This window comes from Pseudomaricurvus sp. (assembly GCF_965662505.1).
Classification (GTDB): Bacteria; Pseudomonadota; Gammaproteobacteria; order Pseudomonadales; family Cellvibrionaceae; genus Pseudomaricurvus.
In genome coordinates, this window is sequence record NZ_CBFIHX010000001.1 from 56,241 (window position 1) to 73,276 (window position 17,036).

General features: G+C 52.9%; 14 protein-coding genes. 7 read left to right on the forward strand and 7 right to left on the reverse strand.

Annotated features, from left to right (window positions below; all coding sequences use genetic code 11):
* The first annotated feature begins 143 nt into the window (after positions 1 to 143).
* The 3 genes from ACTG33_RS00260 (at position 144) to rho (ending at position 5,183) form a co-directional block, all read left to right on the forward strand.
* Positions 144 to 2,615 (forward strand): response regulator, encoded by a 2,472-nt coding sequence (locus ACTG33_RS00260; RefSeq protein ID WP_439133151.1) that lies wholly within the window; start codon positions 144 to 146, stop codon positions 2,613 to 2,615.
* Positions 2,616 to 2,810: 195 nt separating this feature from the next.
* Positions 2,811 to 3,137 (forward strand): thioredoxin TrxA, encoded by a 327-nt coding sequence (gene trxA / locus ACTG33_RS00265; RefSeq protein ID WP_439133152.1) that lies wholly within the window; start codon positions 2,811 to 2,813, stop codon positions 3,135 to 3,137.
* A 786-nt stretch (positions 3,138 to 3,923) separates the two neighbouring features.
* Positions 3,924 to 5,183: a transcription termination factor Rho gene (gene rho, locus ACTG33_RS00270; protein WP_439133154.1), complete on the forward strand. Its 1,260-nt coding sequence runs from the start codon at positions 3,924 to 3,926 to the stop codon at positions 5,181 to 5,183.
* A 24-nt stretch (positions 5,184 to 5,207) separates the two neighbouring features.
* Here rho and ACTG33_RS00275 read toward each other — a convergent pair whose 3' ends face one another.
* Complete coding sequence (locus ACTG33_RS00275) at positions 5,208 to 5,351, reverse strand: hypothetical protein (protein WP_439133155.1); 144 nt, start codon at positions 5,349 to 5,351, stop codon at positions 5,208 to 5,210.
* 308 nt (positions 5,352 to 5,659) lie between these two features.
* Here ACTG33_RS00275 and ACTG33_RS00280 point away from each other — a divergent pair, with 308 nt between their 5' ends.
* Positions 5,660 to 6,931, forward strand: a complete 1,272-nt coding sequence (locus tag ACTG33_RS00280) for an OmpP1/FadL family transporter (RefSeq protein WP_439133156.1) — start codon at positions 5,660 to 5,662, stop codon at positions 6,929 to 6,931.
* A 166-nt stretch (positions 6,932 to 7,097) separates the two neighbouring features.
* Here the strand turns inward: ACTG33_RS00280 and ACTG33_RS00285 are convergent, their stop codons facing one another.
* Entirely contained in the window at positions 7,098 to 8,132 is a 1,035-nt protein-coding gene (locus ACTG33_RS00285; RefSeq protein ID WP_439133157.1) for a mechanosensitive ion channel family protein, read from the reverse strand.
* A gap of 218 nt (positions 8,133 to 8,350) precedes the next feature.
* Between ACTG33_RS00285 and ubiD the strand changes: the two genes are divergently transcribed.
* The 3 genes from ubiD (at position 8,351) to ACTG33_RS00300 (ending at position 11,943) form a co-directional block, all read left to right on the forward strand.
* Positions 8,351 to 9,814, forward strand: coding sequence for a 4-hydroxy-3-polyprenylbenzoate decarboxylase (gene ubiD / locus ACTG33_RS00290; RefSeq protein ID WP_439133158.1), 1,464 nt, complete (start codon positions 8,351 to 8,353; stop codon positions 9,812 to 9,814).
* 253 nt (positions 9,815 to 10,067) lie between these two features.
* Positions 10,068 to 10,436 (forward strand): hypothetical protein, encoded by a 369-nt coding sequence (locus ACTG33_RS00295; RefSeq protein ID WP_439133159.1) that lies wholly within the window; start codon positions 10,068 to 10,070, stop codon positions 10,434 to 10,436.
* 367 nt (positions 10,437 to 10,803) lie between these two features.
* On the forward strand, positions 10,804 to 11,943 hold the full coding sequence (locus tag ACTG33_RS00300; RefSeq protein ID WP_439133160.1) for a hypothetical protein: 1,140 nt from the start codon (positions 10,804 to 10,806) through the stop codon (positions 11,941 to 11,943).
* A gap of 153 nt (positions 11,944 to 12,096) precedes the next feature.
* On the opposite strand, the gene ACTG33_RS00305 is transcribed toward ACTG33_RS00300, so the two are convergent.
* From ACTG33_RS00305 to hemC, 5 genes are all read right to left on the reverse strand, one after another.
* On the reverse strand, positions 12,097 to 12,525 hold the full coding sequence (locus ACTG33_RS00305; RefSeq protein ID WP_439133161.1) for a diacylglycerol kinase: 429 nt from the start codon (positions 12,523 to 12,525) through the stop codon (positions 12,097 to 12,099).
* 160 nt (positions 12,526 to 12,685) lie between these two features.
* A complete protein-coding gene (locus tag ACTG33_RS00310) occupies positions 12,686 to 13,900 on the reverse strand; it encodes a heme biosynthesis HemY N-terminal domain-containing protein (protein ID WP_439133162.1) in 1,215 nt (404 codons plus the stop codon).
* Complete coding sequence (locus ACTG33_RS00315) at positions 13,897 to 15,258, reverse strand: uroporphyrinogen-III C-methyltransferase (protein ID WP_439133163.1); 1,362 nt, start codon at positions 15,256 to 15,258, stop codon at positions 13,897 to 13,899. Before ACTG33_RS00315 ends, ACTG33_RS00310 begins: the two co-directional genes overlap by 4 nt.
* A 57-nt stretch (positions 15,259 to 15,315) precedes the next feature.
* Positions 15,316 to 16,119 (reverse strand): uroporphyrinogen-III synthase, encoded by an 804-nt coding sequence (locus ACTG33_RS00320; RefSeq protein ID WP_439133164.1) that lies wholly within the window; start codon positions 16,117 to 16,119, stop codon positions 15,316 to 15,318.
* A partial coding sequence (hemC, locus tag ACTG33_RS00325; RefSeq protein ID WP_439133165.1) for a hydroxymethylbilane synthase occupies positions 16,109 to 17,036 on the reverse strand: 928 nt, incomplete at its 5' end. The genes ACTG33_RS00320 and hemC, both read right to left, overlap by 11 nt.

Consider the following 17,036-nt stretch of genomic DNA (forward strand, 5'->3'; position numbering starts at 1 on the left):
TTGGGCGCTTGAAGCCTCCAAGATCGAAGATACAGCTATACGCGCCACTGCTACACTGAAACTCAAATAATGATCGTTCTGTCGGGTTTACAGCACAATCCGTCACACTGAACGGCGAGTAATTAGGTACACTCTAGGCTGCCATGTCTAAATTAAGAGACTACCGACACCGCAACCCGATCGCCACCAAACTGATGGTGCTGATCCTGTTGACCAGCACCTTGTTTGCCATAGGCGGCACCCTGCTGCAGCTGTATTACAGCTACCACGACGACGTGTCCGAGTTGCGTAAACGTCTCGATCAGGTGCGTATCAGCACCTTGCCCAGCATCACCAAAAGCCTCTGGAGCTTTGACGAAGAACAGCTGAACGTGCAAATCCACAGCGTTCTGGAAGTGGAAGATGTGGTGCAAGTGACGGTTGTCTGGCGAGACTGGAACAATCAGGAACAGGCCATGATGGCCAGTGCACTGGACATGGAACTGGGCATCGAGGAAGTCGACCGCGTCACCAGAGACGTTCTCGTAAAAGAATACCCGCTGATTTATACCCCCGGCACCAGTGGCCCGGCCAACAGTATTAGCCGAAGCAGCCAGCTCAACGACGACAATTCCAAACAGGAACTGGGCACGCTGATCGTCACTGCCAGCCTCGAAAGCGTGAACCAGAAGCTATGGCAGCGCGCTTGGTACATTGGTCTGGTGCAGGGCAGCACCACCTTAATTGTGTGTCTGTTTATTCTCTTGCTGGTGCGTGCGCTGCTGACCCACCACATGGACACCATCGCCTCCTACGCCCGCCAACTGACTTTGGAAAATCTGGGAATCGGTCTGCGCCTGAAACGCAACAAGCCCATCGATGCCGAGCCCGATGAACTGGACAACGTAGTGTCGGCCATCAATCAGATGCGCGAGTCCCTGCTGGAAGATATTGAAAAACGCCGCACGGTCGAGACCGCACTGCTGGCCGCCAAAGAAGAGAAGCTGCTGAGTCGTCGCGAACAGCTGGCCGCCGAACAAGCCAACCAGGCCAAAAGCCAGTTTCTGGCAACCATGAGTCACGAAATCCGCACCCCCATGAACGGCGTGATCGGCATGGTCGAACTGCTGCACGACACCCCGCTTAATAACAATCAGAAACATTATCTGGATGTGATCCACCGCTCCGGCGAAACCCTGCTGACCATCATCAACGACATTCTCGACTATTCAAAGATTGAGGCCGGCAAACTGGAACTGGAAACCGTCCCCTTTAATCTGGAAGAACTGATTGAGGATTGCATCCAACTGTTTGGTGCCACCGCCAACAAACAGGGTATCGAACTGGTGGGCAGCGTCACCCCCACCACGCCTGTGCACATCATTGGCGATCCCACTCGCCTGCGACAGATTCTGATCAACCTCATTGGCAATGCCTTCAAATTCACCACTGAAGGCTGCATCTGCGTCAAGGCCCAGCGGGTTGCGGAATCGGATCTGGATCATCCGACCGTGCGCTTTTCCATCATCGACAGCGGTATCGGCATTCCCCCTGAAGCCCAGGACAAACTGTTTCAATCTTTCAGTCAGGCCGACAGTTCCACCACCCGAAAATACGGCGGTACCGGTTTGGGTCTGGCGATCTGCAAACGTCTGGCAGAATTAATGGGCGGCGAAGTCGGTGTCGACAGCACCGAAGGGGAGGGCTCCACCTTCTGGTTTACCGCCGATTTTGAGCTTGCCGACACGCCGGCCAACAGCCGCTCCCGAGTCTTGCCATCACTGGCAGGCAAGCACCTGCTGATTGTCGAAGACAACCTGGCACTGTGCGAAATACTGTCATACCACGGACAGAGCTGGGGCATGCACGTTGTCACCGCTCACACCGCCGAGGAGAGTCTAAAAGTCATCAACAACCGACGCGCCAGCGGCCAGCCGGACTTTCAGTTTATCTCTCTCGACTACCGCCTCAGCGATCTGGACGGTATCGAACTGGCGGCCAGCTTGCTCAAACGCCATCCGGATTACCCCGCTCACCTGTTTCTGCTCACTGCATCGGACCATCAATTCAGTCACGACATTCTGGCGGAACGGCACATCAAGAGCATACTGCGCAAACCAATTTCACCGAAAAAACTGCGCGATCTGATGGCCGATCAACTGGGTCACGACCGGTACACGCCATCCGTTATTGCGCCGACGGAGACCGTCAGCAACTTTTCCAATTTGCGAGTTCTGGTGGCGGAAGACAATGCGGTCAATCGCCTGGTGATCAAAGGCCTGCTGAGCAAACTGAAAATCGAACCCATCACCGTAGAGAATGGCCGAGAGGCCTGGTTACAGTGTGCCGAATCCGATAAACCTTTTGACCTCGTACTGATGGACTGCGAAATGCCAGAAATGGATGGCTTTGAGGCCACCCGCCGTATTCGCGAGCACGAGAGATTCCACAACCAGACCGCCACCCCCATCGTCGCCCTGACCGCACACGCGATGGAAGAGCATCAGGAAATGGTCTTCGCCTGCGGAATGAACTATTTCCTCTGCAAGCCCATCACCCTGAAAGAACTGACCACCGCGTTTGAGAAACTGGGGCTGTCCAAATCCGCAGAACAGGCCACCTCGACCTTCGATTGAGCGACTCCGGCAACTCCGACCTGAACGGGTTCGGGGCTGCTGGCGCCAATAATCCCCTTATTTGCACGAAAACACCCCCCAAAGTCTTTCCGAGCTTGAGTGTTGCTGCCGCAGTTATTATCATCCGTGGTCTTTATTTCGTGATTGTCTGTGATTCAGGCAGACTCGCAAACCGTCACTCTCAGGAGAAGCATTATGAGTAACAGCATCGTTCACGTAACAGATGCCAGTTTTGAGGCCGAAGTCCTTAACGCTGAAGGTCCAGTATTGGTGGATTTTTGGGCAGAATGGTGTGGCCCGTGCAAGATGATTGCACCCGTACTGGATGAACTGTCTGGCGAATACGACGGTAAAATCAAAATCTGCAAAATGGACGTTGATGCCAACCAGGGTACTCCGGGTAAATTCAATATCCGCGGCATCCCAACTCTGATCATCTTCAAAGGCGGTAGCGCCGAAGCCACCAAAGTGGGTGCTCTGTCCAAGGCACAACTGGTTGAGTTCATCGACGGCAGCCTGTAAGGCCGTCCTGAACTACGCAGACAGTCTTGAACTAAGGCAGTCTTGAGCGACCAGACAGTCCTGAACGATACAGACAGTCTTGTAACCTGCGGCCCTGAAAGCCACTCTTCTGACAGAGGCTTTCGGGGCAGGCAAGTCATCCGCGACCCGAATCTTTAGATACTCAAAGCGACTTGTAGCTGTAGCGATTTGTACCTGCACAGCGCACAGATACCGGAAAAAAATTCCCTGCTACTGTTTTAATTTTGCACAGCCTGATTTTTATCGCTATACTCAGCGCATCAATTCGGTCGCCAGGCCTGACACCTTGCCTCAGCTCACTGCTAAAACCACTCTCCCTGAGTAGGAATGAACCAGAACACGTTGAACTCAACAAGGAAAGCAGCAAGAACATCTGACCGGACATAACCCCAAAACCTTCTTTCACGACTTCTGTATCTACCATTCGCCATAGCTGACTTCCCCTGGATCGCCCATTGATCGCTGGGACACTACTCTGGATTTTCTGGCAGGTATCTGAAACCTGAAAGCGGGCTTGAAACACGATGAGCAAACAACAGAACAGCATCCGCGATGGGTTTTAATCCAAAAGCCTTAGACTCGCTGATCGTTTTTTGTACTCATCGGGCAGTAGAAACAAACAAATACAACAGATTATTTAAACCAGCGATTCAAGATTTAAGCTATCCAATAATTATTCGTCATTCATGTCATACATTGGTGCAGCCTTATCGCTACCCACTTCACTCATTCCCCAATAGACGCAAACAGTCTTAATAAAAACTTATGAATTTAACCGATCTGAAAACAAAACCCATTGAAGAACTCATCGCCATTGCCAAAGAAATGGGCATGGAAAACCTGGCCCGGTCCCGCAAGCAAGATATTATTTTTAATATTCTTAAGCGTCACGCCAAAAGCGGCGAAGACATTTACGGTGACGGTGTGCTGGAAATTCTTCAGGACGGCTTTGGTTTCCTGCGCTCTTCAGACAGCTCTTATCTGGCAGGACCCGATGACATTTACGTCTCCCCAAGCCAGATTCGCCGCTTTAACCTGCGCACCGGTGACACCATCGAAGGCAAGATCCGGCCTCCTAAAGATGGCGAACGCTACTTCGCCATGCTCAAAGTTAATCAGATTAACTTCGACAAGCCGGAAAGCTCCAAGAACAAAATTTTATTTGAAAACCTGACGCCACTGTTCCCCAATGAACGTATGGTACTGGAAGCCGGTAATGGCTCCACAGAAGACTTAACCGGTCGAATCATCGACCTGATCGCCCCCATCGGTAAAGGCCAGCGCGGATTGATCGTCGCACCACCAAAAGCCGGTAAAACCATCATGATGCAGAACATTGCTCAGGCGATCACCCGCAACAACCCCGAATGCCACTTAATTGTTTTACTGATCGATGAGCGTCCGGAAGAAGTGACCGAAATGCAGCGCTCTGTGCGCGGCGAAGTGGTTGCCTCCACCTTCGATGAGCCACCGGCCCGTCACGTTCAGGTTGCCGAAATGGTGATCGAAAAAGCCAAACGCCTGGTCGAACACAAAAAAGACGTGATCATCCTGCTGGACTCCATTACCCGTCTGGCTCGCGCCTACAACACCATCGTACCGTCCTCCGGTAAAGTACTGACCGGCGGTGTCGACGCTCACGCGCTGGAGCGTCCAAAGCGTTTCTTCGGTGCTGCGCGTAATATCGAAGAGGGCGGCAGTCTGTCCATCGTCGCCACCGCACTGGTAGATACCGGTTCGAAAATGGACGAAGTTATCTTTGAAGAGTTTAAAGGTACTGGTAACCAGGAACTGCACCTGGATCGCAAGATCTCGGAAAAGCGCGTCTATCCTGCCATCAATATCCGCAAATCAGGCACCCGTCGCGAAGACTTGCTGATGCGCGAAGACGAACTGCAACGAGTCTGGATCCTGCGCAAACTGCTGCACGATATGGAAGACGTCAACGCGACGGAATTTCTTGTCGACAAGCTCAAGGATCACAAATCCAACGACGAGTTCTTCCTGTCGATGAAGCGCAAGTAAGCTCCTAAAGCGCATCGACACCCGTCACACGGCTGTCAGAGTCGGCACCACCGGCTTTTGACGTCCCTGAAGACCCTGCTCCGGCAGGGTCTTTGCGTTTAAAATACCGACATTTACGCGGGAATCCTTCTCATAAACAGCACCAGAGACCAATAATATTGCGTCCATCTCCCGACTGCAGAACAATTTCCGACTACAGAGTCATCTCGCCACCCACCAAGAAAACCCCTACTGACGCGATAATTTGTGGCCTTTTATCAGAATGACCGCTAAGTCCATTTCGGTATATTGAAAATGTGATGAAATATTTCCTTCACGGCCCACTGACGTCTACATTTACTTCCGGATACCCCGTTCTATAGAATCGCCGCAAAATAAACAGGAGCGCTCAGATAGCACTATCCGCAGCTCCGGGCAGCACACAAAAAAATCCATGTTTATTAACATACGTTGTTGATGTAAAGAGAGATGAAACAATGATGAAGCAACTGAATTCCCGCAACCTGATGCTGGCCGCGATGGCCATCAGCGCGCCTTTTGCCACTCACGTACACGCCGCCGGCTTCCAACTCAACGAACACAGCGCCGCCGGTCTGGGCCGCGCCTTTGCCGGCGAAGCCGCCTATGGCGATAACGCCGCTGGCATCGCCCGCAACCCGGCTCTGGCCACCCGCTTTGACAACCTCAGCATTTCCGCCGGTGCCACCCACGTGAATCCTGAAGTCGATGGCGAAGGTAATGTAACCTACGTCACCACCGCCACCGCAAATGCCGATAAAGAAGACTTTGCCCCCACTGCCTGGGTTCCCAATGCTTACCTGGTACAGCCGATCAATGACCGCTGGAGCTGGGGACTGGCCCTCAACTCACACTTTGGTCTGAGCACTGACTTTGGTGACGACTACAATGGTGCCGATCTGGCCGACGAAGCCGAGATTCTGACCTACAACCTCAACCCCAGCGTTGCTTACCAAGTCACCGACAGCATAAGCCTGGGGCTGGGCATCAGCCTTGTGAAAGCCGAGGCCACCTTTGGTACCGCACTGCCTTTCGATTTCGGCACTTTCGGCAAAGGCTCTCAGGTATTGAAGCTGGAAGGTGACGATACCAGCTGGGGCTGGAATGCAGGTGCAACCTGGCAGGCAACCGACGCTCTGCGTCTGGGTCTGGCCTACCGCAGCGAAGTGGACCTGACATTGGAAGGGGATTCCACCACCGATCTGCCAGCAGCACTGACCGGCAACAACTTTGATCAGGGCGGCTCCCTGGATCTGACGCTGCCTGCGGGTGCTGAACTGTCCGGTGTCTACGAATTAACGCCAGCGTGGGATATCTCGGCCAGCGTGTCGTGGACTGACTGGAGTGTGTTCGAAGTACTGGAAGTGGATTTTGATGATGGCACCAATCAGCATTTGAAAGACGAAAACTTCGACGACAATATGCGCTACAGCATTGGCAGCACCTACGAGTTCAACAAAAACTGGACAGCACGCGTAGGGCTTGCGTATGACGAAAGCGCAGTCTCTGCCGAGTATCGCTCACTGAGCATTCCGGACACCGACCGTATCTGGTACAGCGCTGGCTTTACCTATCGCTACGATCAAAACCTGAGTGTCGACTTCGCAGCCACTTACATTGATGGTGAAGAAGTGGATCTGACGGAAACGTCCAGCCTGGGCACAACCTTCTCGGGTTCGACTCACGGTGATGCTGAACTGTTTTCTTTCTCAGTCAATTATACTTTTTAATGATTTCACTGTTTAAGACGAGCTGATCATTAAGCTGTAATCGACTGGGTAACCGTGAGCAGACTGGGTAACCGTCAGCAGATTAACGATCAACGTCGCCATTGATTACAAAAAAGCCGCGACTGACAACGCCAATCGCGGCTTTTTTGTATCAGCAGGCCAGGGATCAACTTTCGCTGTTGGCCTCATCCAATACCGAAATCGCCCGTTTCAGCGCTTTTAAACGGCGCAGCTTACGCGCTTTCAAGGTCTCGGCTCTGGGGTCATCATCGTCATCCAGAACTTTTAATTCCTGCTTTAATTCACTGTAACTTTCTTTCAGCTCTTTCAGTTGCTGCGCCCGCTCGGCCTTATCGAATATCAAATTTTCCGGTTCCGGCTGCGAACCGTTATCGGCAATAACAAACGAGCGCTCGGGAATCACCTCATCTTTCACCTGCCGTTGATTCATAAACGATGGCGACACAATTTCAATACTTTGCTCATGCAAACGGTCCATCATTTTTTTGCGCAGTAGAGAGCGTGAAGACAACAACTGCTTCACTTCTTTCAAAAATCCCGCCACCCGATATTTCACCGAGAAGTCGCCGAGATCCATGACATAGACAAACGGCTCTTCCAGATTTGCATCCTCCGCCGCCTGCAACAACATGGCTTCGATCAGATGGTGATCCACGTCATAACCCAGAGTCACTTCCGCTGAAACCACCGTGCCGTCCGCGTGCACAACCTTGACCGGATGATTAGAAAGAAACAGGTTTGGAACGGTTAACAAGTCCCGATCTTCAGTTTGAATTTCCGTGTGAAACAAGCCCTGCTCCGTCACCCGACCAAAGTAGGTTTCCACCTGAATAAAATCCCCCGGAGAAAACTTGTTTTCCGATCGCATCATAAAACCCGCCATCGCATTCGCCGCCACCGTCGGCGACGACAGTGTCAGTACCGCGGTAAACACCAGCCCCATCAACGTCAACAGCTGTCCGCGGGTACCGCTGTCCATCGGCAGCGACAACACCAATCCCAAACCGGTCAACAGCACGAGGACAATCACCATCCACTGGGTGCGGAAACGGTGGCTTTTCGGCTGAGCTGCCTCACGTAGTCTCAGCAGTTTTAGCAAACCCGCCGCCAACAGAATAATCAGCAGGGCATTGCCATAATCCAGTGCCAGCTGCTTGCCTAAGGCGACAAAATCAATCATTCAGACTTCCTGTTTCTGTGATGTTTTTATTAAGACGTCCGGACAGGGCATCATTTCAACGCCTTGCCATGTAATGCAGCGCAATGCCATGAGCTGACAGCCTAAGTCTAACCCAATCCGACTGCAACTCTACCAAACGTCTACAACCGTCTGGGCGTTTCCGTCATCCTGCCGATTCCCGTACAATACGCCTTTCACCCGCAATGCCAGAAGCTATTATGAAATACCGAGACTTGCGAGACTTTATCGCCATGCTGGAAAAGCGGGGCGAACTGAGGCGCATCACTGTGCCTGTCGATCCCAATCTGGAAATGACCGAGATTTGCGACCGTACGCTGCGTGCCGGAGGTCCGGCGCTGTTGTTTGAAAACCCGGTAGGTCACAGCACACCCGTGCTGGCGAATCTGTTTGGCACGCCCGAACGGGTTGCGCTCGGCATGGGTGAAGAGTCCGTTGAAGCGCTCAGAGAAGTCGGCGAACTGCTGGCGTTTCTGAAAGAGCCCGAACCTCCCAAGGGCCTGAAAGATGCCTGGCAAAAAATGCCGATCTTCAAGCAAGTGCTGAATATGGGTCCCAAGCAGGTCAGCAAAGCCCCTTGCCAACAAGTGGTCATCGAGAAAGAGCAGGTTGATCTGCATCAGCTGCCCATCCAAACCTGTTGGCCAGGTGACGCCGCACCACTGATCACCTGGCCGCTGGTGATCACCCGTGGCCCACACAAAGAACGGCAGAACCTCGGCATCTATCGCATGCAGCTGATCGGCAAAAATCGTCTGATCATGCGCTGGCTCTCCCATCGCGGCGGCGCGCTGGATTTTCGCGAGTGGCAACAGCAGAATCCCGGCAAGCCCTATCCCGTGTCTGTGGCACTGGGCGCCGACCCTGCCACCATTCTCGGCGCTGTGACGCCCGTACCAGATACGCTCAGTGAATACGGGTTTGCCGGATTACTGCGCGGCGGCAAGACCGAGGTCACCAAAAGCAAGCTCAGCGATTTGCAGGTACCCGCGTCAGCCGAGTTTGTGCTGGAAGGGTTTATCTACCCGGATGACATGGCCGACGAAGGCCCTTTCGGTGATCACACCGGTTATTACAACGAGGTCGATCGCTTCCCGGTGTTTACCGTGGAAACCATCACCCACCGCAAAGATCCTATTTACCACAGCACCTACACCGGACGACCACCGGATGAACCCGCCATTCTCGGGCTGGCTCTGAACGAGGTGTTTGTCCCCATTCTGAAGAAACAATTTCCGGAGATCGTCGACTTTTACCTGCCCCCTGAAGGCTGCTCTTATCGCATGGCGGTGATCACCATGAAAAAGCAGTATCCGGGACACGCCAAGCGGGTGATGATGGGCGTCTGGTCATTTTTACGCCAGTTTATGTACACCAAGTTCGTCATCGTTACCGACGACGACGTTAACGCCCGCGATTGGAAAGATGTGATCTGGGCCATTACTACCCGTATGGACCCCATTCGCGACACCACTCTGGTGGACAACACCCCCATCGACTATCTGGACTTTGCTTCGCCTGTGTCTGGCCTTGGCTCAAAAATGGGCATGGACGCCACCAACAAATGGCCAGGTGAAACGGATCGCGAGTGGGGTGAGCCCATAGAAATGGACGGGGCCGTCAAAGAGCGGGTAGACGAAATGTGGGACTCTCTGGGGCTATAAGCTCCAGAGCGGCAATACTGTCTGTCCAGAATCAAAATCTCTAAACTTAAATTCCGTGTCTTGAAAGTATGTCGTACCTTGAAAATATGACGTCCCTTGGACGCATCGAACCTTAGAAGGGTATAGAAAGGTCTAGAACTGAGTGCCGCTTTCCATCAGACTGTGAAACTCATGCTTGGCAGTTTTCGACTGTCCTGCTACGGTTACTTACTATTCTAACCCATCGCTATTCCACTCAATCGAGGTGAACTTTATGAATCCAATAAAAATTGCACTTTTGTGCCTCGTAATGGGCAGCAGCTACAGCTTTGCCGAATGCTCTAACCCAACCGCCCCGGAAATGCCAAACGGCTCAACTGCCTCCATGGACGAAATGCTGGCCGGCAAAGCGGCTGTGAGCGCTTTCCAAAAAGAAAACGCCACTTACCTGGAATGCATCGGCAAAGAGATGGAAGCCATCAAAGCCACCCTGAAAGAGGGCAGCAAAGAGGATATGGCCGCCGCCCAGAAAAACTTTACCGAACTGGCTGACACCTACAATCAAGCGGTCACCGCTGAAGAAACTCTGGCAGGCAAGTTCAACACCGAAATTCGTGCCTTTAAAGAAGCCAGCAAGAAATAAGCAAAACTCGGCAGAGCCGTTGCCCGTCCAGGCGGGCAGTCTCTCACCACCTGAAGCCTCAGCAGCACACCTTTCTTCACTCTCCCCAAATCGGCTCACCCAACTCCGAAAAATTTTGTCTGTCAGGCCTGATTTCTGAGCCAAAAACCATCAAATTGACATCTAAAACGCCTTCCCAACATTTCGCTTCCGCCCCTCTGTATCACTAATTACAAGACACACATATTTGTGAAACAGACCAACACTCTCAACTTGTACCTGCGCAGCCAGATAATTAGGTTAGTCCATATCGTTTGATTGCTAATCTCACGTTGTGGAGAGTTTGGCGCGAGCGATTGCAATTTAAGAATAATAAAGAGATGTTTCTATGAATACCGCTGTTTTGTCCACGACGGAACAAACCTATCGAGTCAAAGGGTCTTTGCTTCTGTCACTCTACCTGATCATTCCTCTGTGCTTTGTCACTGCCGCGCTCGATACCGTATTTCTGGATCACCGCTTGCGTGACATCTGGCTGCCCAGCAATCCGGCCAATTTATTGTTCTGGGCCATTATTTTTAACTTTCCTCACATTGTCTCCAGCCTGGTGACACTGGCAGATAAGGAATATTTGAGTTTTTATCGACGTCGATTGATTAAAGGTCTCAGCGCTATTTTTGCCCTGGTATTTGCAGTCAACTATCTGGCTCCAATGGTGCTTTCCAAATCCGACGCCCGCATCGTCTATTACGCATTTTTCTTCTTTCTCGCCACCTACACCATGCACCATGTGTTTTCCCAACAATTTGGCATTGGCATGGCATTTATGAAGGTGGCCCGATCACGGCGTTACGAATTCTTTCGCGGTTGCGCGACGGTTGCCGGTACGCTGATGTATATGTCAGTTTTCGGAAAAACCATTCTCAGAAAAGTAGAGATTGTGGGTCTAAGCGGAAATGAGCTGGCGGTTATTATCACCGGTATCTTTGTGGTACTGACGACGGTTCAGGGCATTCTTATCTGCCGACAATCGAACAGCAAGCTTGGCAAAAAATACATGCACAGCAATCTGTGGATGATCGCGTCCGCCTATCTTTTTCTCGTTCTGGATTATGATTTCTTTGTCATTGCGATACCGCGATTTATCCATGACATTACCGCGTTTATTATTTACAGCGTGCACGACCAAAACAGAAACTACGACAAGAAGCACAACTACGTGTATCGCTTTCTGTCTTTTCTACCATTGACGCCACTGCTGCTCTGCCCGGTGTTGGCCATTTTCCTGGCAGCCTTTATGGAGTGCGGCACTTATTTGCTCGATACCGTTCTGGGTTTTTATCCTAAGGGCAATAGCAACTGTATGCTACAGGAATACTACGCACCAGATCGCAGCAATAGCCTGCCATTTAACATGCAGCTTGGCTTGCAGCTTATTTTTGTGACGTCATTATTCCACTACTATGTAGAGGGGTTTGTCTGGCACCGGGACTCGATTCACCGGCACTCGGTAAAGTTTGAAACTTGAGAACATCACAAATGACGATTTGCTGAACGCAATGCGTGAGAGGCATTTCGGGTTTCGGTAGCGCTATGGGTTTGGGCAGCGCTATGGGTTTGGGCAGCGCTATGGGTTTGGATAGTACTATGAAGCTGGATAGTACTATGGGTTTGGATGGCATTACGGGTTTGGAAAAAAGACACCCCACAAAACCGAGACCCAGACGAACGCTGTCAGGGTGATCGCCACCAGAACCGCCGCGGAACCCAAATCCTTCGCGGCGCCACTGAGGTAATGAGATTCCGGCCCAATACGATCTACCGCGGCTTCAATCGCGCTGTTGATCAATTCGACAATGATCACCAGCGCCAGTACGCCAATCAGGGCAAGGCGTTCAATGACTGAAACATTCAGCCACAAAGCCAACGGTATCAGTATCGTACAAAACAGTATTTCCTGACGAAATGCCGCCTCGTGTGCCCAGGCCGTCTGAAACCCCTTAACCGAATAGCCAAAGGCATTGATGATTCGGCGCAGGCCTGTTTTGCCCTTTAATTCAGTGGCATCCACAATATTCCCCGACAATATAAATGTTACGCGCAAGGCCATACCGCATCCCTACGCGCTTGATGCTGCCTGTCGTTGTAAAGGGTTTGTGTGACATTTATGTGACAGACGGGGAAAGAACTGCCTGGCGGGACGGTGAAAAAAATACAGTGAAGAATCGCAGCCATCAAACCATGGCATGGTGACAGCTGCGAACGTTAAATTAATGATGCGGCATGGGTAGTTCCGGCAGAGTGTCTGCCGTCATCAACAATCCTTTCTGATAATACTCTGTGCTCAATTCGTGTTCACCCATATGCGCCAGCAGACGTGCCATTTCGGCACAGGCTTCCGGGCTGCCCTGTATTTTCAGGCTGTTGTCAAAGTAATCACGCGCCTTGCCCCACAGTTTATTGCGCATCGACAATCGCCCCAAGGTTAACATCAGTGCGCTGTTGCCCGGCCGCTCTTTTAACCAGCCTTCCGCTTTTAATAATTGACGGCTGGCATCGGCATTCTTCAGCAGGCCGTAGCGCAACACCAACTGATTATCCCAGTCGGACTGCAAGGCTTTGCGCAAAATCGCTTCGGCATCCGACCCTTCGCCCTCTCTCTCGAGGATGTCGACGTATTCCAGTAACAGACTCGGCTTGCCTTTCAAATGCTTGGGCGTTTTCTGCCAGGCGCTGTGCACAGCATCCCGAGGCATATCCGAATTGCCCGCTTTCTGAATCAGTTTGCGATACAACAACTCCGTCAGCTGATCCAGCTCTTCGGTGCTGAGCGTGCTCTGTTTGCGCAACTGCGGCAGAATTTTCTCCAGCGCTTCCCAATCGTTCAGCTGCACATACACCTGACGTAAAATATCCAATACCACGGGATGCTTGGGTGATAACTTTCGCGCCCGCTCCAGAGTCGCGGCACAGGATTCGTATTTTTTGGCTAACAGTTGAATCCTTGCCTGCGCCAGCGATACCGCCAAACCCGCAGTGGGATCCGCCTTTTCGGCTTTTGCCAACAGTTCGTTGGCTTGCTGCTGATCACCCAGCTCATAGGCGCTGCGTGCAGCCGCCAGATAATTCAGTACCGGCGCCTGTGCATTGCTCACAGACCGGTTCAGTCGACGTAACGCCGGACGCCAGTCCCCTTCAATAAAGCTCAGCAAACCCGACGAGGTTTGACGCTGTGCGCGTCGCTCTGACCCGATTAACAGACGATTGATGTGTGACCCGACGCCGCGGGCACCACCCACCAACAATCGATGAGCAAACCAGTAAAGTACCAGGAGAGCCACCAGACAGCCAAGGGCAAACCACACGCTCATTTCGATCGACGTGTCACCGACCACTATCAACAGATAACTGGGTTGATGTTCGGCCCATTGGTAAAACCAGGCACCGCCCAACAGACAGATGACAAACAGGAAAAAGTATTTCATGGCTGCGCCCCACCTCCGCTTTCTGAAGCCTCAGAATCAGAGGTGCCGGCAGCAGAGTTGTCAGATTTCGAACCAGGGCCAGAGTCCGAAGCAGAGCCATCCAGCTGCGGACGACCGGCGTTATCATCCAGCAGATGCAACTTATCGATATAATCCTGCAGCGCAGCCAAGGAGCCCGAAATAGAAGGCAGTGTTACCACCACGTCGGTTTCACTCAATTCCTGTAACTGATCGGCGATCATGAGCGCTTGAGATTGATTGGCAAAATACTGTCGCAACAAGTCTTCCGCCTGCTGCAAACTGTGCCGATAAATGGTGTTCTCTTCACGCAGCATAGCCAGTTGCGCCTGCTCCAGATTGAAACGGATATTCTGACGCAGGTAGCGCGCACCGTCCGGCGGCAACAGCGGCTCCAGAGGTTTGTCGTGATGACGAATACGCACCTGATGCTTCAGTTTGTCCATAGCATCCAGGAACTGATCTTTCAGTCTGGTCCAGAACGAAGAGTCTTTCAGTCCGCCTTGGGAAGAATCGTGAGGCACGACCGGCTCAGCGCCCTCATTAATGTCTTTAGCGATACGAGGCAGGTCCGGCAGCTGCTCAATTTTGTCTGCCAGCGCCGCTAAACGCAGATACAAACCGCTGCGATCTACCGCCGGGGTCAGCTTCAAGGTAGCGATATCGCGACTGAGACGATCCCGCACACCAAACAAATCCGGACTGTCCAGCTCTGCCAAAATATCATCCGCCGATTCCAGCAAACCCAGTGCCCCCTGAGTACCGCGCTCCATCAGCATGCGTTGATTGGCCAGACGCATCAGGTATTCCGCTTCCGCCAACAACCAGTCATCACGGGTGGTGGTGGAAAGGCTTTTCAGCCGACGGCTGTGTTGCTCGACCTGCTGCTCAACGCTGTCCAGATGATTCGACCAATCGGTGAGCTGCTGCTTCTGATGCAAATCCAGCTTGCCAATCTCTTTCTGTGTTTCAAACCACATCTGCTCCTGCTTTTCCAATTGCTGGGCCAGTTGCTGCTGATGAACCTGCTGGGCTTCCAACTCATACCAACCCAAATAGGCCAGTGCCATACAGCAAAATGCCAGCAAAAGTAGCAGGAACAACATCCAGAGCGGGGCACGTCTTTTCGGCGCGGAGGAAGAGGGTGGCGGCGTACTCTTGGCCGCGGATTCCCCCCCGGACGACCGATCAGACGACGAGAGATCAGACATTGCAGACGATTCCACCGGAGTCGGGGTCGACGATGAGGCCTTGCCGGTTTCGGCTGAGGCTGTATCAGGCTGTTTGGACGCCTTATCAGATTGACCCGCTGATGATTCGTCTTTTTTATCCTTGGTCATAACGTGTTCCGTCGTTATTAATGAGTTATAAACGCTGGGTTTCCGTAAATCGCCAGCTCAACTGGGTACCCGCCAGCTCAAAAGAGTATCCAGCATGCAGGCATCCGATGCATTCTCGGCCACAACGATATCGGTAAATCCCGCGGCTCGGGCCTGCGATGCCACACGCTCACCCGGCACCAATAAGGTTAGTTGCTTCCAGTCATTTTGGCTGCTGCTCTCAATCACCGACTGCCAGTGACTTAATGTCTCTCCGCTGTGCACAGACACCAGATCGCCCGTTTGGCCCCACTGATGAGCGCTCAGTGTGTCCGCAACGCCCTCAGAGAGAAAGCGCCGCTCATAGAGTTCACAATAGTCTACAACCGCGCCACGTTCCCGCAGCGCTTCGGCCAGCAGGGTTCTGCCGCCACAACCGCGAAAGATCACCACCCGCTGATGGGTCAGATCCTGCAGCTCCGGCAACGCCAGTAAAGCCTCGGAATTCATCGTCCCGCCCGCCGCCGTCACCGGATAACCGGCCTGCTGTAGGCACTTTGCGGTCGCGCTGCCCACCGCGTAAAACTTCAACCCGATGGGCATCTGTGGCCAGTATTGCTCCAGCCAGTCCAACCCGTAATGGGCGGCGTTCTGACTGACAAAAATACCGTGCTGATAGAGGCTGGCGTCCATCACAATGTTTTTGATGGATTGATACGCCTTTGTCTGTGCTTCATCGATTGGGACAATGGCCATCAGCGGAGTACGCAGGGTGCTGGCGCCACACCCCTCCAGCAGCAGCTGCCAGTTTGCCGCCTGAGCCTCGGGACGGGTGATCAACACCCTCAGTCCTTTTAGCTGACGAGTGGGGTCAGGCGTCATCGGCACCGTTGTTTCCACCGTAGACGGCTTTCAGAATCTCACCGGCGCCCGCGTCCAGCAGGCGCTCGGCCAACTGAATACCCATCGCTTCCGCGTCTTTCACCGAACCACGAATTTCATCTTCCAGCATCAAGGAACCGTCCGGATTGCCTACCAGGCCTCGCAACCAGAGCTGGTCATCGCCTTGGTGCAGGGCAAAACAGCCGATGGGTACCTGACAACCCCCTTCAAGGCGGCGATTCATGGCGCGCTCGGCGGTGACGGTTTCAGCGGTGGAGGAGCAGTGCAGAGGTTGCAGCAGCTCCACAATACGATCGTCCTGCAAGCGGGTTTCAATACCCACAGCTCCCTGACCGCCGGCGGGCAAACAGAACTCCGGAGCAATGTAGTCGCGAATCCGGTCTTCCATCTTCAGACGCAGCAAACCGGCACTGGCCAGAATAATGGCGTCGTACTCACCATCGTCCATCTTTTTCAAGCGGGTGTTGACGTTGCCACGCAAGAATTTCACCGTCAGATCCGGGCGCTTGGCCAGCACCTGACACTGACGACGCAGGCTGGAAGTGCCCACCACGCTGCCGGCCGGCAGATCGGCCAGCGTCTCATGGTGGTTGGACACAAAGGCATCACGCGGGTCTTCACGGGGGCAGATTACCGCCAGGCCCAGACCCTCGGGGAATTCCATCGGCACGTCTTTCATGGAGTGCACGGCGATATCAGCCTCGTCATTGATCAACGCGTGTTCCAGCTCCTTCACAAACAACCCTTTGCCACCCACCTTGGCCAGCGGCACATCGAGAATCTTGTCGCCGCGGCTGACCATAGGCACCAGCTCGACGGTCAGATCCGGGTGGTGAGCTTCCAGCTCGGCCTTCACGTACTCCGCTTGCCACAGCGCCAGAGCGCTTTTGCGGGTG

Bases quoted from the DNA above. Each gene is read 5' to 3' on its own strand.
- ACTG33_RS00260 (WP_439133151.1), top strand. From the start codon at position 144: ATGTCTAAATTAAGAGACTACCGACACCGCAACCCGATCGCCACCAAA.
- trxA (WP_439133152.1), top strand. From the start codon at position 2,811: ATGAGTAACAGCATCGTTCACGTAACAGATGCCAGTTTTGAGGCCGAA.
- rho (WP_439133154.1), top strand. From the start codon at position 3,924: ATGAATTTAACCGATCTGAAAACAAAACCCATTGAAGAACTCATCGCC.
- ACTG33_RS00275 (WP_439133155.1), bottom strand. From the start codon at position 5,351: ATGGACGCAATATTATTGGTCTCTGGTGCTGTTTATGAGAAGGATTCC.
- ACTG33_RS00280 (WP_439133156.1), top strand. From the start codon at position 5,660: ATGATGAAGCAACTGAATTCCCGCAACCTGATGCTGGCCGCGATGGCC.
- ACTG33_RS00285 (WP_439133157.1), bottom strand. From the start codon at position 8,132: ATGATTGATTTTGTCGCCTTAGGCAAGCAGCTGGCACTGGATTATGGC.
- ubiD (WP_439133158.1), top strand. From the start codon at position 8,351: ATGAAATACCGAGACTTGCGAGACTTTATCGCCATGCTGGAAAAGCGG.
- ACTG33_RS00295 (WP_439133159.1), top strand. From the start codon at position 10,068: ATGAATCCAATAAAAATTGCACTTTTGTGCCTCGTAATGGGCAGCAGC.
- ACTG33_RS00300 (WP_439133160.1), top strand. From the start codon at position 10,804: ATGAATACCGCTGTTTTGTCCACGACGGAACAAACCTATCGAGTCAAA.
- ACTG33_RS00305 (WP_439133161.1), bottom strand. From the start codon at position 12,525: ATGGCCTTGCGCGTAACATTTATATTGTCGGGGAATATTGTGGATGCC.
- ACTG33_RS00310 (WP_439133162.1), bottom strand. From the start codon at position 13,900: ATGAAATACTTTTTCCTGTTTGTCATCTGTCTGTTGGGCGGTGCCTGG.
- ACTG33_RS00315 (WP_439133163.1), bottom strand. From the start codon at position 15,258: ATGACCAAGGATAAAAAAGACGAATCATCAGCGGGTCAATCTGATAAG.
- ACTG33_RS00320 (WP_439133164.1), bottom strand. From the start codon at position 16,119: ATGACGCCTGACCCCACTCGTCAGCTAAAAGGACTGAGGGTGTTGATC.